Genomic DNA, 24,170 nt, shown 5'->3' with positions numbered 1-24,170 from the left:
CCACCGGAAAAACGCCCAAGGATGACTATCTGTCATTGCCCCGGGGCGGGTGGGTGAGGGAAAATGCTCGCCTTTTTCAGTTTCGTTTTATTCATTCTCGATTCAATACCCGCAGGAGAACAGCGATGCCCAGCCGTCGTGAGCGTGCCAATGCCATTCGTGCCCTCAGCATGGATGCCGTGCAGAAAGCCAACAGCGGCCATCCCGGTGCCCCCATGGGTATGGCGGATATCGCCGAGGTGCTTTGGCGCGACTACCTCAAGCACAGTCCGAGCAACCCATCGTTCGCCGACCGTGACCGCTTCGTGCTGTCCAACGGCCACGGTTCGATGTTGATCTACTCGCTGCTGCACCTGACCGGCTACGACCTGTCGATCGATGACCTGAAGAACTTCCGCCAACTGCACAGCCGCACCCCGGGCCACCCGGAATACGGCTACACCCCAGGCGTGGAAACCACCACCGGCCCGCTGGGCCAGGGCCTGGCCAACGCCGTGGGCTTTGCCCTGGCCGAAAAAGTCCTGGCGGCGCAGTTCAACCGCCCAGGGCATAACGTCGTCGATCACCACACCTACGTGTTCCTGGGTGATGGCTGCATGATGGAAGGCATTTCCCATGAAGTCGCCTCCCTGGCTGGCACCCTGGGCCTGGACAAGCTGATCGCCTTCTATGACGACAACGGCATCTCCATCGATGGCGAAGTCGAAGGCTGGTTCACCGACGACACCCCCAAGCGCTTCGAAGCCTACAACTGGCTGGTGATCCGCAACGTCGACGGTCACGATCCGGAAGAGATCAAGACCGCCATCGAGACGGCCCGCAAGAGCGCCCAGCCGACCCTGATCTGCTGCAAGACCACCATCGGCTTCGGTTCGCCGAACAAGCAAGGGAAGGAAGACTGCCACGGCGCGCCACTGGGTGCCGAGGAGATCGCCTTGACTCGCGCCGCGTTGAAGTGGAACCACGGTCCGTTCGAAATTCCGGCCGACATCTATGCCGAATGGGATGCCAAGGAAAAAGGTCGTGCGCTCGAAGCCGAGTGGGACCAGCGTTTCGCGGCTTACTCCGCCGAATTCCCTGAGTTGGCAAACGAACTGGTCCGTCGTCTCAGTGGCGAGCTGCCAGCCGACTTCGCCGAAAAAGCCTCGGCCTACATCGCTGAAGTCGCCGCCAAGGGCGAAACCATTGCCAGCCGTAAAGCGAGCCAGAACACCCTGAACGCCTTCGGCCCATTGCTGCCGGAACTGCTGGGCGGTTCGGCCGACCTGGCCGGCTCCAACCTGACCCTGTGGAAAGGCTGCAAAGGCGTCAGCGCCGAAGACGCCAGCGGCAACTACATGTACTACGGCGTGCGCGAGTTCGGCATGAGCGCGATCATGAACGGCGTGGCTCTCCACGGCGGCCTGGTGCCGTACGGCGCGACTTTCCTGATGTTCATGGAATATGCCCGCAACGCCGTGCGCATGTCGGCGCTGATGAAAAAACGCGTGCTCTACGTGTTCACCCACGACTCCATCGGCCTGGGCGAAGACGGCCCGACTCACCAGCCGATCGAGCAACTGGCCAGCCTGCGCTGCACGCCGAACCTGGACACCTGGCGCCCATGCGATGCGGTGGAATCGGCAGTGGCCTGGAAGTACGCCATCGAGCGTAACGACGGCCCGTCGGCGCTGATCTTCTCCCGTCAGAACCTGCAGCACCAGAACCGCGATGCCGACCAGATCGGCGACATCACCCGCGGTGGCTACGTGCTCAAGGACTGCATCGGCGAGCCAGAACTGATCCTGATCGCCACCGGTTCCGAAGTTGGCCTGGCCGTCCAGGCCTACGACAAGCTGACCGCCCAGGGCCGCAACGTGCGTGTGGTCTCCATGCCTTGCACCAGCGTGTTCGATGCCCAGGATGCCGGTTACAAGCAAGCGGTGTTGCCGCTGCAGGTCAGTGCGCGGATCGCCATCGAGGCTGCTCACGCCGATTACTGGTACAAGTACGTGGGCCTGGAAGGCCGCGTGATCGGCATGACCACCTACGGCGAATCGGCGCCTGCGCCGGCGTTGTTCGAGGAGTTCGGCTTCACCCTGGAGAACATCCTGGGTCAGGCTGAAGAGCTGCTGGAAGACTAAGTCCAGGAATGCATCGCCTGTTCTGACGCCATCGCGGGCAAGCCTTGCTCCCACAGGATGTGCACGCTCCCACTGGGAAAATGCCATCCTGTGGGAGCAAGGCTTGCCCGCGATGAGTGCGGAACATCCAGCGCTGTACTCCATGGATTAACCCTGGTCAGAGAACCCCCATGCCCCAACCGCGTCCCTACAAAGTTGCACTCAACGGCTACGGCCGGATTGGTCGTTGCGTCTTGCGTGCGTTGTTCGAGCGAGGGGCCAAGGCCGGGTTCGAGATCGTGGCCATCAACGATCTGGCCGACATGGCCAGCATCGAATACCTGACACGCTTTGACTCCACCCACGGCCGGTTTCCCGGTGAAGTGCGGGTCGAGGGCGATTGTCTGCATATTAATGGCGACTGCGTGAAAGTCCTGCGCAGTGCCACCCCCGAAGGCATCGACTGGGCGTCCCTGGACGTCGACCTGGTGCTCGAATGCTCCGGTGCCTACCTCACCCGCGAAGACGGCCAGCGTTTCCTCGCGGCCGGTGCGCCACGGGTGTTGTTCTCCCAGCCGATGGCCAGTGAAGCAGATGTGGACGCGACCATCGTCTACGGTGTGAACCAGGATTGCCTGAGCGGCGACGAGCTGTTGGTGTCCAACGCGTCCTGCACCACCAACTGCGGCGTGCCGCTGTTGCGCCTGCTGGACCAGGCAATCGGCCTGGAATACGTGTCGATCACCACCATCCACTCGGCGATGAACGACCAGCCGGTGATCGACGCCTATCACCACGAGGACCTGCGTCGCACTCGTTCTGCGTTCCAGTCGGTGATTCCGGTGTCCACTGGTCTGGCGCGCGGCATTGAACGGCTGTTGCCGGAACTTGCCGGGCGAATTCAGGCCAAAGCCGTGCGGGTGCCGACGGTCAACGTGTCCTGCCTCGATATCACGATGCAGACCGTGAGCGATACCGACGCCACCGAGGTCAACCGGATCCTGCGCGAAGCCGCCACCAGCGGCCCGCTCAAAGGCCTTCTGGCCTACACCGAGTTGCCTCACGCCAGTTGTGATTTTAACCATGACCCGCATTCGGCCATCGTCGATGCCAGCCAGACCCGTGTTTCCGGGCCAAGACTTGTGAACATCCTGGCCTGGTTCGACAACGAATGGGGGTTTGCCAACCGAATGCTGGACGTTGCCGAGCATTACCTGCAAACCGCTTCTAAAAAACCTGCTCTCTAAACAGTTACCCAGGAATTGCGACCCATGACCGTGTTGAAGATGTCCGACCTCGATCTGCAAGGTAAGCGCGTACTGATCCGCGAAGACCTCAACGTCCCCGTCAAGGACGGTGTCGTCACCAGCGACGCGCGTATCCTGGCTTCGCTGCCGACCATCAAGCTGGCCCTGGAAAAAGGCGCGGCCGTGATGGTCTGCTCCCACCTGGGCCGTCCGACCGAAGGCGAGTTCTCGGCGGAAAACAGCCTCCAGCCGGTAGCCGATTACCTCAGCCGTGCCTTGGGCCGTGACGTGCCACTGGTCGCTGACTACCTGGGTGGCGTGGACGTGAAGCCCGGCGATGTCGTGCTGTTCGAAAACGTGCGCTTCAACAAGGGCGAGAAAAAGAACGCCGACGAACTGGCCCAGCAATACGCTGCCCTGTGCGACGTGTTCGTGATGGACGCGTTCGGCACCGCCCACCGCGCCGAGGGCTCGACCCATGGCGTGGCGAAGTTCGCCAAAGTCGCCGCTGCCGGCCCGCTGCTGGCCGCCGAACTGGAAGCACTGGGCAAGGCCCTGGGTTCGCCGGCCCAGCCGATGGCCGCCATTGTTGCCGGCTCCAAGGTCTCCACCAAACTGGACGTGCTCAACAGCCTGAGCCAGGTCTGCAACCAGTTGATCGTCGGTGGCGGCATCGCCAACACGTTCCTCGCCGCTGCCGGTCACCCGGTCGGCAAATCCCTGTACGAGCCGGACCTGCTGGACACCGCCCGGGAAATTGCCGCCAAGGTCAGCGTGCCATTGCCAGTGGACGTGGTCGTGGCCAAGGAATTCGCCGAAAGTGCCACCGCCACCGTCAAGCTGATCGCTGACGTGGCCGAGGACGACATGATCCTCGACATCGGCCCGCAAACCGCGGCCAACTTCGCCGAACTGCTGAAATCCTCCCAGACGATCCTGTGGAACGGTCCGGTCGGTGTGTTCGAGTTCGACCAATTCGGCAACGGCACCAAGGTGCTGGCCCAGGCCATCGCCGAAAGCGCTGCGTTCTCCATCGCCGGTGGCGGCGACACCCTGGCGGCCATCGATAAATATGGCGTGGCCGAGCAGATCTCCTACATTTCTACCGGTGGCGGTGCTTTCCTCGAATTCGTCGAGGGCAAAGTGCTGCCTGCCGTGGAAGTCCTGGAAAGCCGGGCCAAGGCCTGACGCTGCGTTGACCAGGCAAAGGAGTGTTCTGATGGTCAAGACGTTCACGTTGCTGCTGGCCGCGACGATGTTGGTGGCCTGTTCGAGCAGCCCAAAGGCAACGGCCCCGGAAACCGGGACGCCGGCGCCTGAAGAGGGCTGCTACCAGGCCGACTGGCAGGCCGAGACCAACCCGGTGCTGAACAAGCGTTCCGGACCGGATGGCCTGGACAAATACGAGACGCAAACCCCGGTCAAGGAACATGGTTGTCCTTGACGGGTCTGACTCTTAACTCATGGCTGGCGGCGTGTGCCGTCAGTCGAGGAACACGGATGAAAGGCTTGATCGCCGTCGTGGCGTTGGCATTGCTGGGTGGTTGTGCGCAGTTGGACTTCTTGCACACCGCCGAACCTGTTGAAGGTTGGACGACCTGGACCTGTGACAGCGAGGCCAAGGTGCTCTGGCGCTACGCCGATGCGGCCCGCAAGGAAGTCGACGTACGCCTGGGCGGTGCCGATAAGGTTTATCGCCTCAAGCTTGAGCCGGGAGCCGAAGGTTCGCTGTACAGCGATGACATGCTGGCGTTTCACGTCAAGGGTGAGGAAGGCCTGGTGTACTGGGTTGCCACCAATGACTTGATTGGGCGTGGCTGTAAGGCTGACTGATTCAATAGATAGCCAATGTGGGAGCGAGCCTGCTCGCGATAGCGATGTATCAGGCGCCAGAGATGTTGACTGTTAGGCCCTCATCGCGAGCAGGCTCGCTCCCACAGGGGCCTCTATAGTTTCGAGATTTTGTTTCACCGAACACGCAGACCGGGGTCACCCCCGATCCGCAATGACTTGAATAGCCGCCGCCGCTCCGGCAGGCTGGCACGATTAACGACCCTCGACCGGGAGAGAGACACAATGGCACTTATCAGCATGCGTCAGATGCTGGACCACGCAGCCGAGTTCGGCTACGGCGTTCCAGCCTTTAACGTCAACAACCTTGAGCAGATGCGCGCCATCATGGAAGCCGCTGACAAGACTGACTCTCCGGTGATCGTCCAGGCTTCGGCCGGTGCCCGCAAGTACGCCGGTGCGCCATTCCTGCGTCACCTGATCCTGGCGGCGATCGAAGAATTCCCGCACATCCCGGTGTGCATGCACCAGGACCACGGCACCAGCCCTGACGTCTGCCAGCGCTCCATTCAACTGGGCTTCAGCTCGGTGATGATGGACGGTTCCCTTGGCGAAGACGGCAAGACCCCGACCGACTACGAGTACAACGTACGCGTCACCCAGCAGACCGTCGCCATGGCCCACGCCTGCGGCGTTTCGGTAGAGGGTGAGCTGGGTTGCCTGGGCTCGCTGGAAACCGGCATGGCCGGTGAAGAAGATGGCATCGGCGCCGAAGGCGTGCTGGATCACAGTCAGATGCTGACCGACCCGGAAGAAGCCGCGGACTTCGTCAAGAAGACCCAGGTCGACGCCCTGGCCATCGCCATCGGCACCAGCCACGGCGCCTACAAGTTCACCAAGCCACCTACCGGCGACGTGCTGGCCATCGACCGCATCAAGGAAATCCACAAGCGCATCCCCAACACCCACCTGGTGATGCACGGTTCTTCCTCGGTTCCGCAGGAGTGGCTGGCGATCATCAACCAGTACGGCGGCGACATCAAGGAAACCTACGGCGTGCCGGTTGAAGAAATCGTCGAAGGCATCAAGTACGGCGTGCGCAAGGTCAACATCGACACCGACCTGCGCCTGGCGTCCACCGGTGCCATGCGTCGTTTGATGGCGACCAACCCTAGCGAATTCGATCCGCGTAAGTTCTTCGGCGCGACCGTGACGGCCATGCGCGACGTGTGCATCGCGCGTTACGAAGCGTTCGGCACTGCCGGCAACGCCTCCAAGATCAAGCCGATCTCGTTGGAAGCGATGTATCAGCGGTATCTGAAAGGTGAGTTGAACGCTAAGGTTAACTAAGCTTTCGCGTTATTAAAGAACCCGCAGTGATGCGGGTTTTTTATTTTTTGGGCTTCAGGGTTTTGTGTGTATATCCGTTTCTTTGGTAACGGCTACTTATGGTTCCGCTCTTACAGCGGGTCACTTTCGAAAAGCGCGAAAGTAACCAAAGCGCTCCTGCCCCACCACTCGGTGCCTCGCCTAGGCTCGGCATACCCTCACTCCGGCATTGCTCCGTGGGCCCGCCGCGAAGGGCCATCCATGGCCCAGCGCGGCTATCCCGGCATCCATGCCGGGATGCCCACTCCGCAATACCTGCGTTCGGCCATCGTGGTTAACGGGGCGCCAAAATCTACGTCCACCGCGAGGCAGCCTGACAGCCGGCCTGGCTCTTGCGGGGGGGGTACACCCATCAGACTTGTTTGAGCTGGACCTGTGGGAGCAAAGCTTGCTCGCGAGGCGGCCTTATAGCCGACCTGCTCTTGCGGGTGTACCCAGTCCAATTGTGGGAGCGGGCTTGCTCGCGAAGGCAGTGTCATAGTCGATGAAGATGTTGAATGTGCTGTCGTCATCGCGAGCAGGCTCGCTCCCACATTAATTGGATCGGGGTACTCCCGGGAGAAAGAAACAGGTCGGCTATAAGGCCGCCTCGCGAGCAAGCTTTGCTCCCACAGATTTGACAGGTGTACGACCAGGAGAGCCAGGTCGGCTACTAGGCCGCCTCGCGGTGGACGTTGATCTCGGACGCCCCGTTAACCACGCTGGCCGAACGCAGGCATTGTGGAGTGGGCATCCCGGCATGGATGCCGGGATAGCCGCGCTGGGCCATGGATGGCCCTTCGCGGCGGGCCCACGGAGCAATGCCGGAGTGAGGGCATGCCGAGCCTAGGCGAGGCACCGAGTGGTGGGGCAGAAGCGCTTTGGTTACTTTCGCGCTTTTCGAAAGTGACCCGCTGTAAGAGCGGAACCATAAGCGGCCGTTACCGCAGCAATGGATATACACACGGTATTTCTATTCCCCTTCAAGCCCGCGCTGTTCAATGACGCCAAACACGTCAGTGACATCCTGGACCAGGATCCGAGCCACATTGGTAAGGGTGTTGAAGTCGCTGGCGGCCGAGTCTCGCAGGCTGGCGCAGGCCATGAGCGTCAAGTAATCGAGGGTGGCATGCAGGCGCTTGCTGGCACAGGCGTGAAGCTCTGTTAGCGGGACGGTTTTGTCGATGAACAGGACAGGTTGGGTGGTGGCGATCGGGGTGAGAGGGGTGAGGCGACTAAGCGATTGTTCGGCTTTCATGACAAACCTCTAACTCAAGAAAAAGTATTTGCCACTGTTTGCTGCGAAACAAATGGGTGGCAGCCATGTGCGGGTTCGCAGACCGAGGAGTTAGCACCCGGCAGACCCGAAGATCTCCCACACACAGCCGCCATAAAAAGCCGAACGTAGGCAGGATGCCCCTACGCCGATTTTTGACGGTCGTGATTCTAACTCACTGGGGCTGCGAAACCCTTGCCCACCGACCAAAGCCAGCAGACCCACCGAACTATAGAGGAGATTCTCGAAGCCAAAATCGACCTGTAGGACGCACCGGGCTCTTGTGGCGAGGGAGCTTGCTCCCGCTCGGGGGCGCAGCCGCCGCAAAACCGGCGCATGCGGTAGGTCTGACGAAAGGAGAGGGCTGCTGCGCAGCCCAGCGGGGATAAATCCCCTCGCCACAAGGGGATGTTTCCTACGAGATTTTCGGAAGCACTTTTTAAGTGTTGTGATCGATATCCAGCTTGCTGAACGTCACTTTCCCACCTTCGCTGGTATAGCCGCTGTTGTCCTGCACATACACCCCAGCCTTGAAGTACAACGGCTTGACCTTCCATTTGGCGCTGACGGTGGTGTACCAGCTACGACCCGCCGCAGTGATGCCCAGGTCACCGGTACGGTCGAGGTGGAGCCGATAATTGAAGGCCTGATTAAGTTTCACACCGTTGGCGACGGTAATGACCCGACCTTCGTCATCATCGGGGCGCATGCGCACTTTGGCGACGATGTCCCCGGTGTTGCTGGCATCCTTGTATTGGTACTCCAGCTTCACCATGGGCTTGCTGCTGTCCTTGGCATGAATCTGACCGATAACGATCTTGCCGCTGCTGGGGACTTGGTTGACCACCAGGGTCGCGCTCAATTTATTGTCGGCATCGGGATACAACCAATTGCGCAAGGTGCCGTCTTTATAGGTCTCGCGTAATTCACTGCGTGGATAAATCGCGTTTTCAGTCTTGGTGCCGGTGACCGGTGACCAGAAATACACCGTGCTGCCTTCTGAGTTGAAATATTTATCCTTGAACCCATCCACCAGCCGAGGCGTTTCAATGGTTTTCGGCGGGCTGCCCTCGGGGATGCTCAAGTTCCAGGTTGCAAGATCGACCATGCTCGGATCCTTTCTGTACATAAGAAATGATTTACGCCACAGCCGAAGGCTCTAGGACGCGCTTTCGCTGGCGCCAGGAGGAAGCGGGATCGAACGTTTTTCACGTGGGTCCGGCGGAGGGTTGACGTCAGCAGACCGTCAGAGTGGTGTTTGCCGGTTTGGTGCCCGAGACAAGTGACCGTTAGTCGGTTAAATCGGAATTTTTTTGAACGATGGCGATATGGCACCGCACACACGGCCTGTGTTCGATGGCGCTTGAGGCGCGAATATCCAAGGGTGAGGGAGGGCACAGGCAGCATCCGTGCTGCCATGGCGCCAGGAAAAGCGATCAGATGTTGTGGTCGATATCCAGCTGGCTGAACGTCACCTTTCCGCCTTCGGTGGTGTAGCCGGTGTTGTCCTGCACGTACACGCCCGCCTTGAAATACAGCGGTTTGACCTTCCAGGACGGGTCGATAGTGGTTCTCCAGTTGTAACCCGCCGCACTGATGCCCAGCGCGCCCTTCGGGCTGAGGTGGATCATGTAGGTAAAGCTGCGGTCGAGCTTCACGCCGGTGGCAATGGTGATGACCTGGCCCGTTTCGTCATCAGGACGCATGCGTACCTTGGCGACGATATTTCCGGTGGAGCTGTAGGCCTTGTATTGGTACTCCAGTTTCACCATCGGGCTGGTGCTGTCTTTGGTGTGGATCTGACCGATCACGATCTTGCCGCTACTGGGCACCTGGTTGACGGTGACGGCGGCACGCAGGATGTTGTCCGCCGCCGGATACAGCCAGTTGCGCAGGGTGCCGTCGCTGTAGGTTTCCCGCAGTTCGCTGCGCGGATAAATCGCGTTTGCAGTCTTGGTGCCGGTCACCGGCGCCCAGAAGAACAGCGTGCCGGTGTCGGAATGGAAATATTCGTCCTTGAAGCCTTGCGCCAGCCGCGGCGTTTCGATGGTCATTGCCGGGCTGCCTTCGGGGATGCTCAAGTTCCAGGTGTTGAGATCAATCATGGTCGGATCCTGCGTAACGGGCGTAAAAGTGCTGAGGACCAAAGCGGGAGGCTCTACTCCAAGCATTTGGGGTGTGTTGATCACGCAGGAAGGAGATTTTTGAATGACCATCCGGCGGATGTTTGACGTCAATTGTTCGTCGAATAGGTCATTTGCAGCATCTGTGCCTGTATAGGCAACCGTTAGTCGGCAGTTTCAAAGTCGAACTGAACGATTTCGCCTTGATAGGGTCGCCTGGGCGGACAGCATTGCGTTGCTGCCCTGGCGCCCCGCAAAGCGTCTAGATGTGATCGATATCCAGCAGGCTGAACGTCACGGTCCCGCCTTCGGTGGGATAACCGGTGTTGTCCTGCACGTACACGCCCGCCTTGAAGTACAGCGGCTTGTCGCTCCAAGTGGAACTGATGGGGGAGCTCCACTGGTAACCCGCACCATTGATGGTCAGGACGCCGGCGGGGCTGAGATGGATCAGGTAAGAGAAGGACTGGTTGAGCTTTATGCCCGTGGCGATGGTGATGACCTGACCCGATTCGTCGTCGGGGCGCATGCGCACCTTGGCGACAATGTTGCCGGTGGAGCTGTAGGTCTTGTATTGGTATTCCAGCTTCACCAGGGGGCTGGTGCTGTCCTTGGTATGGATCTGACCAATGACGACCTTGCCGGAGCTGGGCACCTGGCTGACGGCCAGGGTGGCAGCCAGCTTGTTGTCCGCCGCCGAGTACAACCAATTGCGCAAGGTACCGTTGCTGTAGGTTTCACGAAGTTCACTGCGCGGATAAATAGCATTGGCGGTCGTGGCGCCGGTTACCGGTGCCCAGAAAAACACCGTGCCGGAGTCGGCATGGAAATACTGGTTCTGGAACCCTTGCACCAGTTGAGAGGTTTCGATGGTCGTCGGTGGGCTACCTTCGGGGATGCTCAGGTTCCAGGTGGCGAGATCAATCATGATCGGATCCTACGTAACGGGAGTGAAAATGCTGAACGCCCAACGAGAGGCTCTAGCCCGCGCTTGTGGGCGGATTAATCACGCAGAAGGGAAATTTTTTGATAACCGTCCGGCGGATGACTGACGTCAATTGTCTGTCGAAGATGTCTTTGCAGTTTCTGTGCCCGAGGAGGGTGACCGTTAGTCGGCTATTTCGGGCTTTGCCTGGATGATGGCGCGTTGACACCTACTGCTTTTCAAAATCCCGGTCTAGAGTGAGGGGACAGTATTTGTCCGCTTTGCTACGTAAAAACGGACGTGGCGCCCGATAAGAGAAGCAGCATGGAATGCGCGCAACCACCGCTCGGCGAAGACAGCTCTGTCCTTTTGATTGTTGATGATTACCCTGAAAACCTGCTCAGCATGCGAGCCTTGTTGCAGCGTCAGGATTGGCAAGTCATGACCGCGTCCTCGGGGGTCGAGGCGCTTAACCTGCTGCTCGAACATGACATCGACCTGGTTCTGCTGGATGTGCAGATGCCCGACATGGACGGTTTCGAAGTGGCGCGCCTGATGCGCGGCAGCCAGCGCACGCGGCTCACGCCGATCATTTTCCTGACCGCCAACGAACAATCCCAGGATGCGGTGATCAAGGGCTACGCCAGTGGCGCCGTGGATTACCTGTTCAAACCCTTCGATCCGCAGATCCTCAAGCCCAAGGTCCAGGCGTTGCTCGAGCACCAGCGCAATCGCCGGGCCTTGCAGCGCCTGAGCCAGGATCTCGAAGCGGCCAGGGCTTTCAACGCCTCGGTGCTGGACAACGCCGCCGAAGGCATCCTGGTGGTGGATGAGAATGGGTGTATTCGTTTCGCCAACCCGTCGACCTGCCGCTTGCTCAATGCCACCGCCGAGCATTTGCAGGACATGCCGTTCCTGGATTTCCTGCAGAAACCGCACATCCCCGAATGGATCGATTCCGATATCCACAACGCCTACCGTCGTGGTGAAACCTGGCGTTTGCATGATGCAGTCCTGCGCACTGCACCCGGCCAACAGGTGTCGGTGGCCTTGTCTTGTGCGCCGTTGCCCTCGGAGCAGAAAGCGATGGTGGTGACACTCCAGGACATGTCCGTGGTGCGCCACTTGCATCAGCAACTCGAATACCAGGCTGTCACAGACCCGCTGACCGGATTGCTCAACCGCCGCGGGTTCTACCAGACCGCGGAAAACCTATTGATGCGCAGCGAGCGACTGGAAAGCAACTGGGTGCTGCTGTACCTGGACCTCGATGGCTTCAAGCGGGTCAATGACTCGCTGGGGCACGATGCCGGCGACCGGGTATTGCGCTGGGTATCGGAGCAGTTGAAGGCGTGCCTGCGGCCATTCGATATCCTGGCGCGGCTGGGCGGGGACGAGTTCACGGCGCTGCTGGACCTGGAATTTCCCGAGCAGGCGGCCAAGATCGCAGAGAAGCTTATCGAGCGAGTCGCGATCTGCCAGCAGATCGAAGGCATGGACGTGGCTCTGGGGGCCAGCATCGGTATCGCGACGTACCCGGATTGTGGCGCCAATCTCGATGGGTTGCTGCGGGCGTCCGATATCGCCATGTACGAAGCCAAGCGTGCCGGTCGCCAGCAATACCGTTTTTACGACCACGAAATGAACGGTCGAGCCCGTTCACGGCTGATGCTCGAAGAGAGCGTGCGCTCGGCCATCGAGAATCGCGATTTCAATATGGTCTACCAGCCGCAGGTGAGTATCGTCGACGGGCGGATTCGCGGGTTCGAGGCGTTGTTGCGCTGGCAGCACCCCAGCGTCGGCGATGTTCCGCCGGGCCTGTTCCTGCCCTTGCTGGAAGAGGCGCGGTTGATCAGTCGGCTGGGCAGCTGGATTTATCATCGCAGCGCTGCCCAGCGCAAAGTCTGGGAGCGCTTGTTCGCTGACGACCTGGTGTTGGGAGTGAGCCTGAGCAGTACTCAGTTCGGCATGCCAAACCTGGTGACCGAGTTGCGCCAGGTCCTGGAGCGCCATGCCTTGAAGCCTCGACAGTTGGAGGTCGAGGTGACCGAGGACGCGCTGATGCGCAATCCCGATGAAACCCAAAAGCAATTGCGCCTGCTGCGCCACCTCGGGGTGCGCGTGGCCTTGGATGACTTCGGTTCGGGGCCTTGCTCACTGACCCATCTGCGCGACCTTGAGCTCGATACGCTCAAGCTCGACCGGCACTTGATTGCCCGCCTGCCAGGGTCGCCCCGGGATGCCGCGTTGGCCGCCTCGGTGATCGACCTGTGTACGCAACTGGGCTTGCGGGTGATTGCCGAAGGGGTGGAAACCCACGAGCAATATCGGTGGTTGCAGGCCCATGGCTGTGAGTACGTGCAGGGGTTCCTCGTGGCCCGGCCCTTGATGGCCGAAGACACCAATGCCTTCGCCACACCATTCGACTGGAGCGCGGTGCAGGCCTGAATTCGCTACACTGGCGGCCTCTTGTGACAGTGTTGCCTCTTGATGACCGCGCTCAAATACCTCCAGGCCTATCCCGCCGCCCTGCAAGCCCAAGTGCAGCAATTGATCGCCCAGGACCGTCTGGGCGATTACTTGCAACAGCGCTATCCCGGGCGGCATCCGATCCAGAGCGACAAGGCTCTGTACAGTTATGCGCTGGATCTCAAGCAGCAATACCTGCGTAACGCGCCAGCCATCGACAAGGTGCTGTTCGACAATCGCCTGGACCTGACCCACCGCGCCCTCGGCCTGCACACGGCGGTATCGCGGGTGCAGGGCGGCAAGCTAAAGGCCAAGAAGGAAATCCGCATCGCTGCGCTGTTCAAGGACGCGGCGCCCGAGTTCCTGAACATGATCGTGGTGCACGAACTGGCGCACTTCAAGGAGTCGGACCACAACAAGGCGTTCTACCAACTCTGCGAGCACATGCTGCCGGGCTATCACCAGTTGGAATTCGACCTGCGGGTGTACCTGACCTGGCGGGACCTGCAACCCCACAAGGAATGACCCGATGGACGTCAGCAAGACCAAGACCAGCTTCTACCGTCGTTTGTATGTGGCGTACCTGATTGACAGCGGCGTGGCCAGCAACATCCCGGCTCTCACCGAAGCCACCGGCATGCCACGGCGCACCGCCCAGGACACCGTCGCCGCGCTGGCTGACCTGGATATCATTTGTGAGTTCGAGCAGGAGCAGGGCGCACGCAATCATGCCGGGCGTTATCGGATTCGCGATTGGGGGGCGATCGATCGGGGGTGGATCGAGGGGAATCTGCAGCGGATCAAGGCGGTGCTGGAGTACCCCTGAGTTATGTCGGTGTGGGCCCCTTCGCGAGCAGGCTCGCTCCCACATTTTATTCATCTTCGTGAACAGATTTTGTGTTCACTGAAGATCCACTGTGGGAGCGAGCCTGCTCGCGAAAGCATTCTCAGGGCCGATGCATACCGATGTGTGGAATCCCATCCTCCAGATATTCCACACCCACCACCTCAAACCCATACCGCCCGTAGTACCCCTGCAAATGCGTCTGGGCCAACAATGAGATCGACGTGCCGGGCCAATGTTTCTCGGCCTGCTTCAGCGCCTCTTCCATCAGTGTGTGGCCCAGTCCCTGGCCGCGCGCTTGCGGTGCGATGATTACCCGTCCGATCACCACGTCGCTGTTCTGCGAGTGCGGATCGAGCAAACGCAGGTAGGCCACCAGGTGGTTGTCCTGCCAGGCCATCAGATGGCAGGTGTCGCCTTCCAGGTCCAGGCCGTCGACGTCCGGATAGGCGCAGTTCTGTTCGACGACAAACACCTCGGCACGCAGTTTGAGGATGGCGTACAGCTGTTCCTTGCTCAGGTCACTGTGATGTTTGCAGACCCATTCGATATCCATTTTGGAATTTCCTGAAGAACCTGATGCCGATATTAAGCGTGCTTTGCCCGGAAGTCTCTTTCCTCGGGTGGCTGGAAAATCTGTGACAAAGACCAAAATGCCATCATTCCCCTGTCGCGGCGTTGTCTTCTTTGTGTAATCTTCGTGACAGCGCTGCGTAGCGGTTGCAATGAGCTAATGTTAGGACCGGATGTCTGAGGATATCCGTTGGGTTTCGGCTAAAAACAAACCGGGCTTTGAACCCGTCAAGGATGTTTGGCATGCCGCGATTGCATCGAGCTCTTGCATTGATCGGATTGCTGTTGCTGAGCTACGAGGCTTGCGCGCAAAAGCTGCGTCTGGTCGCCGATGCCTGGCCACCCTTTACCGATTCCACGCTGGTCAATGGTGGCCTGGCGACTGATATCGTCGCCACGGCCCTGGCGCGGGCCGGCTATGCCACGGACTTCGAACAGGTGCCCTGGGCCCGGGCGATGCTGGGTATCAGCGAGGGCCGCTATGACGTGCTGGTCAACGCCTGGTACAGCGAGGAGCGCACTCAAATCGGCCAGTTCTCGGCCGAATACCTGCTCAACCGCGTGCGCTTCATCAAGCGCAAGGACGAATCGATCCAGTTCGACAGCCTGCAACAGCTGCACGCCTATCCCATCGCCGTGGTCCGCGGTTATGCCTATTCCAAGGACTTCGACGAAGACCCGCAAATGCAGAAAGTTCCTGTGCACAACTTCGCGATGGCGGTGCGCATGCTGGCGGCCGACCGCGTGAAGTTGACCCTGGAGGACGAATACGTCGCGCGCTATTACCTGGCCCGCGAATCGGCCAAGGTGCGTAGTGCCGTGGAATTCCTGCCCAAGCCATTGAGTGAAAACAGCCTGCACATCCTGGTCAGCCTGAAGAGCCCGGAGCATGAGCAGATCGTGGCCGGGTTTGACCGGGAGATCGCGGCGATGAAGGCGGATGGGAGTTATGCGCGGTTGTTGAAGGCACATGGGATGTAGGGCCTGAGCCGCCCCTATCGCGAGCAGGCGCGCCCCCACATGGACCTGCTGTAACACAAGGTCTATGTACGCCAACAATCCACTGTGGGAGCGAGCCTGCTCGCGATGAGGCCCGCCTAACCGCCACAAGCCTCAAGCCTCGCTGGTGTCCTTGACCAAATGCGCCGCCAAGGTCCGCAATGGACCGAGTTGCCGACAGATCAACCCCAATTGCGTCTGCACCAAGCGCTGGCCTTCGTCGATTTCATCGGGCATCTGCTCAAGCTCATTGGCCAGGGCCTCCTCCTCGTCGCTTTGGACCACAATCGGCGTTTTACTCGCCAGGCCCTGGGCAATTTCGTCGATGCTTGCCGCCAATTTCACCCCCGCACCGTCGATCAGTTGCTCGCGTACCTGCGCCGGCAGTTCGGTGCCTCGGTGGGCACCCAGGCCGGACAGGTAACTGAGCAGCGTGTGGGACAGCACCAGGAAGCGGAACCCCACATCGGCCTCCTTACGGAAATGCCCCGGCTCCATGAGCATGTTCGCCAACGTGGTGGACAGCGCGGCGTCGGCGTTGTGGGCGTTGCGCCGGGCCAGGCGGTAGGCCAGGTCGTCGCTTTTGCCGGCGGCGTATTGCTGCATGATCTGGCGCAGGTAAATGCTGTTGCAGGTCAGCGTGTTGGCCAACACCTTGTTCAGCCGCCGACCTTGCCAGTCGGGCAGGAACAGGAACACCGCAAGCCCGGCGATCAGGCTGCCGAGCAGGGTATCGAACAACCGCGGCAGCAGCAGCCCGTAGCCGTCGCCCACCTGGTTGAAGCAGAACAGCACCATGATGGTGATCCCGGCAGTTGCCAGGGTGTAGCGGGTCGTGCGGTTGGTAAAGAACACCACCCCGGCGGCAATGGCGAAGCTCGATTGCACCAGTGGGTTGGGAAACAGATCGAACAACGCCCAGGCCACCGTCAGGCCGATGGCCGTGCCGATGATCCGTTGGCCGAGCTTGCGCCGGGTGGCACCGTAGTTGGGTTGGCACACGAACAGCGTGGTGAGGATGATCCAATAGCCCTGGGACGGGTGGATCATGTGCACCACGGCGTAACCCACGCTTAGAGCCAGGGGCAAGCGCAGGGCATGGCGGAACAGCAGCGAGGTGGGCGTGAGCTGAGTGCGCAAGCGCAGCCAGACATCCTTGAGGCTGCGCGGCGAGCGGTCGAGCAGGCTGCTGTCGGTGGCGTCGGCCAGGGTGTCGGGGTTGCTCGCGTCGCTGAGCAGGCGGTCCATGGTGGCAAGGTTCACCGACAGTGCCCGCAACGAACGCAACAAGCCGCGCCAGGCCGGGTTGCTCTGGATGCGCAGGTGTTCGAGGGAGGCGTGCAGGTCGTTGAGCGCCTCGGCGAAGGTGTCGTCGTAGACGAACGGCTGGCGTAGCTGGATCGACTCGGCCAACGCCTGGCAGGCCTTGCCTTGCTGGCGCAGCAGGCGCTGGCAGCGGAACAGCACGTCACTGTGGAAGAAGGCCTCGGCCAGGGCATTGTAGGGGTAGTGCGAAGAGCTGGCGCGTTCGTGGATGTCCTGGGCCAGGAAGTACAGCTTCAGGTAGCGGCTGACTTTCGACCCGGGCCGGCCGTTGCCCACGCGGTGCAGGATGATTTCCTTGGCGCTGTTGAGTGCCGCGACCACCCGGCCGTTTTGCTGGGCTAGCTCCAGGCGTCGGGCTTCGATGTCCAGTTGGCGGATCGGCTCCAGGAGCGACGATTTGAGTTTCAAATAGCGCCCCAGCTCACGAAACAGCCGCGCCAGGCTTTGCTGCACCGGTTGGTTGGAAAACAATGCCTGCCACAATACCGACAGCAAGCCGTACCACGCGGCACCGGCGACCAGCAGCAGGGGTTCATGCCAGAAGTCGGTGACCGCGCCACCGCGCTGGTCCACGCCGATCATGGTGTAGACCGAAAGAATCAACGTGGCCGAAGCGATGGCGCCATAGCGCTCACCCAGGGCGCCGAGCATGGTCAGGCCGAAGGCCGCCAGGGCCAGGGCGATGATGAACAGGACGGGGTAGGGAAACAGCAACTCCACCGACAGCGCCGCGACGGTGAAACACACCAGGGTCACGGCCAGCGCGTTGAGGCGGCCCTGCCAACCGTCGTCGGTCTCGGCCAGGGCGCTGGCGATGATGCCCAGGAACAGGGGGATCAGCAATGCCATCTCATCGAGATACCAGCACAGCCCCATGCTGCCGGTCAGGGCGATGAACACCCGCACGCTATAACTGAACTTATCCAACGCCCAAAGGCGACGCAAAGACTGGCTAAACGAGTTCGATGACATGAAGTGCACGGGCCTGACGGGCAATGACGCTAAATTGAGGCAGTAATGACGCCGACGCAATGGCGGCGATCACATCTGACAGCAAAAAGTGTTCCGGGGGACACCTGAGGCCACTTATCTGTGGCGAGGGAGCTTGCTCCCGCTGGGCTGCGAAGCAGCCCTTTGGTCTACGCGCGCTCTTTCAGATAGAGCACGGTGCCTGTTTTGCGACTGCTGCGCAGTCGAGCGGGAGCAAGCTCCCTCGCCACAAAAGCAGGCTCAGCATCGATTGGGCTCAGACGTATTGCGCGGCAGCGTACCCCGACGCCCAGGCCCACTGGAAGTTGAACCCGCCCAGGTGCCCGGTGACGTCCAGCACTTCGCCAATGAAATACAGCCCGGGGCTTTTCAGCGATTCCATGGTCTTGGACGAGACTTCCCGAGTGTCGACGCCGCCCAGGGTGACTTCGGCGGTGCGGTAGCCTTCGGTGCCGGCCGGGACGAGGTTCCAACATGCCAGTTTCTCGGCGATGTCCGCCAGTTCCGCGTGGGTGTATTGCTTCATGGGTTTGGAGACGAACCAGGTGTCGGCCAACAGGTTGGCCATTTTCTTGGTGAACAGCTCGCCCAGCAGGGTTTTCAGTTCGCTGTTGGGGCGTTCGGCCTGCTGCTGTTGCAGCCATTGCGGAACGTCGTGGTCAGGCAGCAGGTTGATCTGCACCGTGTCCCCCGGCTCCCAGAACGAGGAAATCTGCAGGATCGCCGGACCGCTCAGGCCGCGATGGGTGAACAGGATGTTCTCGCGAAAGCTCTGGTCGTTGCAGCTCACCAGGCAATCCACCGACGTCCCTGACAGCTCGGTGCACAGCGCCTTGAGCTGGTCGGTGATGGTGAACGGCACCAGCCCGGCACGGGTCGGCAGCAGTTGGTGACCGAACTGCTTGGCCACCTGGTAACCGAAACCGGTCGCCCCCAGGGTCGGGATCGACAGCCCGCCCGTGGCGATCACCAGGGATTGGCAGGCGATGGTGTCGAGGGTGGTTTGCAGCAGGTAGCCGCCGTCGGTTTTTTCGATCTGCGTGATCGAGGTGTCCAGGTGCAGGTTGACGCCCGCCTGGTCGCATTCATCGAGCAGCAGGCCGAGGATGTCGCTGGACTTGTTATCGCAGAACAACTGGCCGAGTTTTTTCTCGTGATAGGGCACGCCGTGCTTGGCCACCAGGGCAATGAAGTCCCATTGGGTGTAGCGGGCCAGGGCCGACTTGCAGAAGTGCGGGTTCTGCGAGAGGAAATTGCCCGGCTCGGTGTACATGTTGGTGAAATTGCAGCGTCCACCGCCCGACATGAGGATTTTCTTGCCAGCCTTGTTGGCGTGGTCCAGCAACATCACCTGCCGCCCGCGCGCGGCGGCGGTCAGCGCGCACATCAACCCCGCGGCGCCAGCGCCAATGATCACGACTTCGGTAGAGCGCAAAACGGTGTCCTCTCACAAATTCTAATTTCACCGAAAACCACTGTGGGAGCGGGCTGTGTGGGAGCAAAGCTTGCTCGCGATCCAGGCGCTGGAGTCCTCAAGAGACCGCGGCGTTTTCATCGCGGGCAAGCTTTGCTCCCACACAGCTCGCTCCCACAGTTTGATCTCTGTTTGTCAGGCGATTGGATTACAGGATCCGCACCCGCAACGACCGGCCCTTGATCTTGCCATCGTTCAGGCGTTGCAGGGCCTGTTTGGCGATGCCGCGCTCCACGGCCACGTAGGCCTGGAAATCAAAGATCGCGATCTTGCCGACCTGGGCGCCGGGGATGCCGGCCTCGCCGGTCAGGGCACCGAGGATGTCGCCGGGGCGGACCTTGTCCTTGCGCCCGGCGCCGATGCACAGGGTGCTCATGGCTGGCAGCAGCGGGCCGCCGCCCTGGGACTTGAGGTTGTCCAGTTGGTCCCAGCTCAGGGGCGACTTCTGCAGTTGCTCGATGGCCTGGGCGCGGTGGGCTTCGGATGGCGCCACCAGGCTGATAGCGATGCCTTTCTCGCCGGCGCGACCGGTGCGTCCGACGCGGTGGATGTGGATTTCCGAGTCCCGGGCCAGTTCGACGTTGATCACCATGTCCAGGGCATCGATGTCCAGGCCGCGGGCCGCCACGTCAGTAGCCACCAGCACCGAGGTGCTGCGGTTGGCGAACATCGCCAGCACCTGGTCTCGGTCACGCTGTTCCAGGTCGCCGTGCAGGCCGACGGCGGAGATGCCCTTGGACGTCAGATGGTCGACGGTTTCCTGGACCTGCTGCTTGGTGAAGCAGAACGCCACGCAGGAGGCCGGGCGGAAATGCGCCAGCACCTTGACCACCGCGTCCATGCGCTCTTCGGGAGAGATCTCGTAGAAACGCTGCTCGATCTGCGCGTCGGAGTGGAACGCCTCGGCCTTCACTTGCTGCGGGTTGCGCATGAACTTGGACGACAGTTGCTTGATGCCCACCGGGTAGGTGGCGGAGAACAGCAGTGTCTGGCGGCGTTCCGGGGTCTGCTGGATGATGTCTTCGATGGCGTCGTAGAAACCCATGTCGAGCATGCGGTCGGCTTCGTCGAGGATCAGCGTGTTGAGGCCGTCGAGCACCAGTGAACCCTTGCGCAGGTGTTGCTGGATGCGTCCCGGCGTGCCGACGATGATGTGGGCGCCGTGTTCCAGGGAGGCGATCTGCGGACCGAAGGACACGCCACCGCACAGGGTCAGGACCTTGATGTTGTCTTCGGCGCGGGCCAGGCGGCGGATTTCCTTGGCGACCTGGTCGGCCAGCTCGCGGGTCGGGCACATCACCAGTGCCTGGCAGCCGAAGAAACGCGGGTTGATCGGGTTCAGCAGGCCGATGCCGAAGGCCGCGGTCTTGCCGCTGCCGGTCTTGGCCTGGGCGATCAGGTCCATGCCCTTGAGAATCACCGGCAAGCTCTGCGCCTGGATCGGCGTCATCTGGGCATAACCGAGTGATTCGAGGTTAGCCAGCATGGCGGCGGACAGCGGCAAAGTATTAAAAGCGGTGGCAATGGTGGTCACGGGACTGGCCTGCAAAACAAAATGTCGCGCAGTGTAGCAGCCTCGTGCCACTTTCTTCGAAAGTTCTGGACGAGCTGTGAGGGCAGGGCCTGCCCTTGGGGGCGGGAAATTCCAGAAACTTTGGGAGCTCTGGAGCTGTGGGAGCAAAGCTTGCTCGCGATGCAGGCGACGCATTTCCCCCAGGAAAACCGAGTCGCCTGCATCGCGGGCAAGCCTTGCTCCCACAAAAAGCGCCAAGCCACGAAGCCGCTTAGTGCTCGATATGCTCATCCGGCCGCTTGACCCGCCGTCCATCCTGTTTCGACAACTGGGAAAAAATCGTCGCCGCCAGCATCGCCATGATCCCCACCGTCACGAACGTCAGCTGGAACGCCCCCAGCACCGTCTCCACCCCGTCGTTGCCAACCTGGGCGGTGAAGCCGCCGAGCAAGGCGCCGGCGCAGGCCACGCCCAGGCTCAGGGACAGTTGCGCCACCACCGACAGCAGGCTGTTGCCGCTGCTGGCACTGGCGTCGTCCAGGTCGATCAGTGTCACGGTGTTCATCGCGGTGAATTGCAACGAGTTGATTGCCCCCAGCACCGCCAGTTGCGCCAGCAGCAGCCAATACGGCGTCTGTTCGCTGACCAGGCCCATGCTCGCCAGCATCAGGCCCAGGGCCAGGGTGTTGCCGGTCAGGACGATGCGATAGCCCAGGCGTTCGATCAGCGGCCGGGCCACGGACTTGGCGACCATTGCCGCCGCCGCCAGGGGCAGCATGCTCATGCCGGCCTGGGACGGTGAATAACCCAGGGCCACTTGCAGCAGCAAGGGCACCAGAAACGGCAGGGCGCCGCTGCCCAGGCGGGCGAACAGGTTGCCGAGAATGCCCACGGCGAAGGTCCGGGTCTTGAACAGCGACGGTGGGAACAGCGCGTTCTCGACGTGCCCGGCCCTCAGCCAGTAGGCCGCCAGGCAGGCCATGCCGCCGAACAGCAGCAACATCACCCGCAGGTGCGGCAGGTGCAGTTCGCCGAGGCCCTCCATGGCAATGGTGATCAGCACCATCGCCGCGCCGAACAGCAGGAACCCCAACCCATCGAACCGCGTTCGCTCGCTGCCGCGCAGGTCGGGGATGAACTTCCATACCGCATAACAGCCGATCACACCCACCGGCAGGTTGATGATGAAGATCCAGTGCCAGGTCAGGTATTCCACCATCCAGCCGCCCATGGTCGGCCCGATCAGCGGGCCGAGCAGGCCGGGAATGGTGATGAAGCCCATGATTCGCACCAACTCCGAGCGCGGGTACGCCCGCAGCACCACCAGCCTGCCCACCGGCAGCATCAATGCACCGCCTAGGCCCTGGATGACTCGCGCACCGATCAGCATGCTCAACGAATTGGACAGGGCGCACAGCAGCGAGCCGAAGCTGAACAACAGGATCGCCCCGAAGAAAATCTTCTTGGTGCCGAAGCGGTCAGCGACCCAGCCCGACGCAGGGATCAGCAGCGCCACGGTGAGCATGTAGGCAATGATCACGCCCTGCATGCGCAACGGGTTTTCCGCCAGGTCACTGGCCATGGCGGGCAGGGCGGTGTTGAGGATGGTCCCGTCCAGGGACTGCATGAAGAAGGCGATTGCCACGACCCAAGGAAGCCAGCGGGCGGTGACGGCGTCGAGCGGTGCGCGGTTGGGCATGGGACCTCTTGTTTGTGTCCGGTGTTGATGGTGGCTTCATCGCGGGCAGGCCTTGCTCCCACATGCATGGCGCACATCCTGTGGGAGCAAGGCTTGCCCGCGATGCTTTTTACAGGGTCAGGGTCAACCGCTTGACCAGCGCCCCCGGCAACAGCATCGAAGCCGTGGCCCGCTGGCTGTAGGTGCTGGCCGAGAGCAGCAGTTCCCGCTCCCGGGTCAGGCCTTCGAGTTGTGAGCCGAGCAGGCTGTAGACGCTGTCGTCGAAGCGCATGGTACTGACCGGCGCCACGATCTGGCCGTTCTCGACCCAGAACGTGGCGAAGCGAGTCATGCCGGTCAGGCGGGCGGCCGGTTGGTCCGAGTAGTTCAGGTACCAGAGGTTGCTGATGTACAGCCCGGTGCCAAGTTGTTCGAGGATGTCTTTTTGCGCCAGTTGCCCGCCCTGCATGTCCAGCGCGGTGGGGTACTCGTAGCTGCTGGCGCCATTGGCGGCGAGGCCGTATTCGGCGGCGCTGCGGGAGTTGACCAGCCGTGCGTCGGCCGTGCCCCTGGCGATCAGCGCCAGGTCATCGCGGGGATAACCTTCGTCGGAAAACGCCGGGCTCAAGGAGCCGCTGACCTGCTCGCTCAGCCATACGTCGGGGCTCAGGCTGGCTTCGTTGGCGTAGAACTTCTGCAACGGGCTCTGCTTGCTGGCAATCGCCCGGGCCGAGAATCCTCCCCAACTGAGCATGCCCATGATTTCTTCCAGGGCGGCCGGTGCCAGGTAGGCGCGGTATTCGCCGGGCGCCAGCGTGCGCAGCGGGCGGCCGAGAAACGCCAATTGCTCGCGGGCCTGCTCGAAGCGCCGGGCAAATCCTTCGCTGCTCCAGGCATGCCCGGCGTAGCTGGCTTTCACTGCCTGGCCGTTTTCATGGAACAGGCTGAAATCGAAGTTGAAGCTGTTGGCCTGATGCCAGCCGAACGCGCCCGAGGAACTGGCGAAGCCTCGGCTGATGGGCCCGGCGGCGTAGAAACCCACCAGGTCCAGGCCTGCGGCGGCGCGAGTGATTTCAGCCACGGCCTGCTCGGTATCCGGCAACGGATGGTCCTGCACGTTATGGCTCTGCCAGTGGTTGGGGTTGAGCAGCAGGTAGGGGTCGCGGGGCAGCAACGGCAAGGTTTCGCGCAGCTGTTGCAGGCCTTCGGCCAGGCGTTGCAGATCGGTCTCGGTGTTGCCGGACAAGGTGATCTGCAGGTCGGCGTGGCGGCCGTCGTCGATCAGTTTGAAACTGACATTGGCCTGTTGCACCTGCCCGGTCTGGCGCACCTTGCCGTGGTTGAAGCGCACGAAGGCCGAGGACTCGGCGGCGTAGCCGAGGGTGAACTGTTCAGGCTCATGCAGCGCAGCGCGGAGCCAGTCGACCAAAACCTTGAATGCCTCGGCCTGATTCTTGACGGTGCTCATATTC

General features: G+C 61.3%; 20 protein-coding genes. 10 read left to right on the top strand and 10 right to left on the bottom strand.

Going from position 1 to position 24,170, the window contains the following annotated elements; all coding sequences use genetic code 11:
* Positions 1-125 precede the first annotated feature (125 nt).
* The 6 genes from tkt to fba all read left to right on the top strand — a co-directional run bounded on the left by tkt (position 126) and on the right by fba (position 6,490).
* Positions 126-2,123, top strand: a complete 1,998-nt coding sequence (tkt, locus tag PSH86_RS28335; protein WP_109755082.1) for a transketolase — start codon at positions 126-128, stop codon at positions 2,121-2,123.
* Positions 2,124-2,293: 170 nt separating this feature from the next.
* Positions 2,294-3,349, top strand: coding sequence for an erythrose-4-phosphate dehydrogenase (gene epd / locus PSH86_RS28330; RefSeq protein WP_305486453.1), 1,056 nt, complete (start codon positions 2,294-2,296; stop codon positions 3,347-3,349).
* A gap of 24 nt (positions 3,350-3,373) precedes the next feature.
* Entirely contained in the window at positions 3,374-4,537 is a 1,164-nt protein-coding gene (locus tag PSH86_RS28325) for a phosphoglycerate kinase (RefSeq protein WP_176688984.1), read from the top strand.
* Positions 4,538-4,568: 31 nt separating this feature from the next.
* On the top strand, positions 4,569-4,793 hold the full coding sequence (locus PSH86_RS28320) for a hypothetical protein (protein ID WP_109755079.1): 225 nt from the start codon (positions 4,569-4,571) through the stop codon (positions 4,791-4,793).
* A 56-nt stretch (positions 4,794-4,849) separates the two neighbouring features.
* The gene (locus PSH86_RS28315; protein WP_109755078.1) at positions 4,850-5,182 is read left to right on the top strand and encodes an MliC family protein; all 333 of its coding nucleotides are present in this window, start codon (positions 4,850-4,852) and stop codon (positions 5,180-5,182) included.
* A gap of 243 nt (positions 5,183-5,425) precedes the next feature.
* The gene (fba, locus tag PSH86_RS28310) at positions 5,426-6,490 is read left to right on the top strand and encodes a class II fructose-bisphosphate aldolase (protein ID WP_003177554.1); all 1,065 of its coding nucleotides are present in this window, start codon (positions 5,426-5,428) and stop codon (positions 6,488-6,490) included.
* A 991-nt stretch (positions 6,491-7,481) separates the two neighbouring features.
* Here the strand turns inward: fba and PSH86_RS28305 are convergent.
* From PSH86_RS28305 to PSH86_RS28290, 4 genes are all read right to left on the bottom strand, one after another.
* Entirely contained in the window at positions 7,482-7,766 is a 285-nt protein-coding gene (locus PSH86_RS28305; protein ID WP_305486447.1) for a fructose-bisphosphate aldolase, read from the bottom strand.
* A 457-nt stretch (positions 7,767-8,223) separates the two neighbouring features.
* Positions 8,224-8,892, bottom strand: coding sequence for a polysaccharide lyase family 7 protein (locus PSH86_RS28300; protein ID WP_109755074.1), 669 nt, complete (start codon positions 8,890-8,892; stop codon positions 8,224-8,226).
* 328 nt (positions 8,893-9,220) lie between these two features.
* Positions 9,221-9,889, bottom strand: a complete 669-nt coding sequence (locus PSH86_RS28295) for a polysaccharide lyase family 7 protein (protein ID WP_109755073.1) — start codon at positions 9,887-9,889, stop codon at positions 9,221-9,223.
* A gap of 280 nt (positions 9,890-10,169) precedes the next feature.
* The gene (locus PSH86_RS28290; RefSeq protein ID WP_163856322.1) at positions 10,170-10,835 is read right to left on the bottom strand and encodes a polysaccharide lyase family 7 protein; all 666 of its coding nucleotides are present in this window, start codon (positions 10,833-10,835) and stop codon (positions 10,170-10,172) included.
* A 321-nt stretch (positions 10,836-11,156) separates the two neighbouring features.
* Between PSH86_RS28290 and PSH86_RS28285 the strand changes: the two genes are divergently transcribed.
* The 3 genes from PSH86_RS28285 to PSH86_RS28275 are packed head-to-tail and all read left to right on the top strand — an operon-like array spanning position 11,157 to position 14,127.
* Complete coding sequence (locus PSH86_RS28285) at positions 11,157-13,280, top strand: bifunctional diguanylate cyclase/phosphodiesterase (protein ID WP_109755071.1); 2,124 nt, start codon at positions 11,157-11,159, stop codon at positions 13,278-13,280.
* Between the two features lie 42 nt (positions 13,281-13,322).
* Positions 13,323-13,826: a M48 family metallopeptidase gene (locus tag PSH86_RS28280; RefSeq protein ID WP_109755070.1), complete on the top strand. Its 504-nt coding sequence runs from the start codon at positions 13,323-13,325 to the stop codon at positions 13,824-13,826.
* A gap of 4 nt (positions 13,827-13,830) precedes the next feature.
* Complete coding sequence (locus PSH86_RS28275; RefSeq protein ID WP_109755069.1) at positions 13,831-14,127, top strand: helix-turn-helix domain-containing protein; 297 nt, start codon at positions 13,831-13,833, stop codon at positions 14,125-14,127.
* A 121-nt stretch (positions 14,128-14,248) separates the two neighbouring features.
* Here PSH86_RS28275 and PSH86_RS28270 read toward each other — a convergent pair whose 3' ends face one another.
* On the bottom strand, positions 14,249-14,701 hold the full coding sequence (locus tag PSH86_RS28270; RefSeq protein WP_305486439.1) for a GNAT family N-acetyltransferase: 453 nt from the start codon (positions 14,699-14,701) through the stop codon (positions 14,249-14,251).
* A 260-nt stretch (positions 14,702-14,961) separates the two neighbouring features.
* On the opposite strand from PSH86_RS28270, the gene PSH86_RS28265 reads away from it, so the two are divergent.
* Positions 14,962-15,699 carry an ABC transporter substrate-binding protein gene (locus PSH86_RS28265; protein ID WP_109755067.1) on the top strand — a complete coding sequence of 246 codons (738 nt, stop codon included), beginning with the start codon at positions 14,962-14,964 and terminating at the stop codon, positions 15,697-15,699.
* Between the two features lie 132 nt (positions 15,700-15,831).
* Here PSH86_RS28265 and yccS read toward each other — a convergent pair whose 3' ends face one another.
* The 5 genes from yccS to PSH86_RS28240 form a co-directional block, all read right to left on the bottom strand.
* Positions 15,832-18,015, bottom strand: a complete 2,184-nt coding sequence (gene yccS / locus PSH86_RS28260; RefSeq protein WP_305486435.1) for a YccS family putative transporter — start codon at positions 18,013-18,015, stop codon at positions 15,832-15,834.
* 274 nt (positions 18,016-18,289) lie between these two features.
* Positions 18,290-19,468: an NAD(P)/FAD-dependent oxidoreductase gene (locus tag PSH86_RS28255; RefSeq protein WP_176688987.1), complete on the bottom strand. Its 1,179-nt coding sequence runs from the start codon at positions 19,466-19,468 to the stop codon at positions 18,290-18,292.
* Between the two features lie 187 nt (positions 19,469-19,655).
* On the bottom strand, positions 19,656-20,993 hold the full coding sequence (gene dbpA, locus PSH86_RS28250; protein WP_232199893.1) for an ATP-dependent RNA helicase DbpA: 1,338 nt from the start codon (positions 20,991-20,993) through the stop codon (positions 19,656-19,658).
* A 298-nt stretch (positions 20,994-21,291) separates the two neighbouring features.
* The gene (gene mdtD, locus PSH86_RS28245; protein ID WP_109755064.1) at positions 21,292-22,719 is read right to left on the bottom strand and encodes a multidrug transporter subunit MdtD; all 1,428 of its coding nucleotides are present in this window, start codon (positions 22,717-22,719) and stop codon (positions 21,292-21,294) included.
* 109 nt (positions 22,720-22,828) lie between these two features.
* On the bottom strand, positions 22,829-24,166 hold the full coding sequence (locus PSH86_RS28240) for a TldD/PmbA family protein (RefSeq protein WP_305490393.1): 1,338 nt from the start codon (positions 24,164-24,166) through the stop codon (positions 22,829-22,831).
* Positions 24,167-24,170 lie beyond the last annotated feature (4 nt).

This window comes from Pseudomonas sp. FP2300 (assembly GCF_030687595.1).
In the GTDB taxonomy this organism is placed as follows: Bacteria; Pseudomonadota; Gammaproteobacteria; order Pseudomonadales; family Pseudomonadaceae; genus Aquipseudomonas; species Aquipseudomonas bijieensis.
This window is presented reverse-complemented; position numbering and strand designations above follow the sequence as displayed.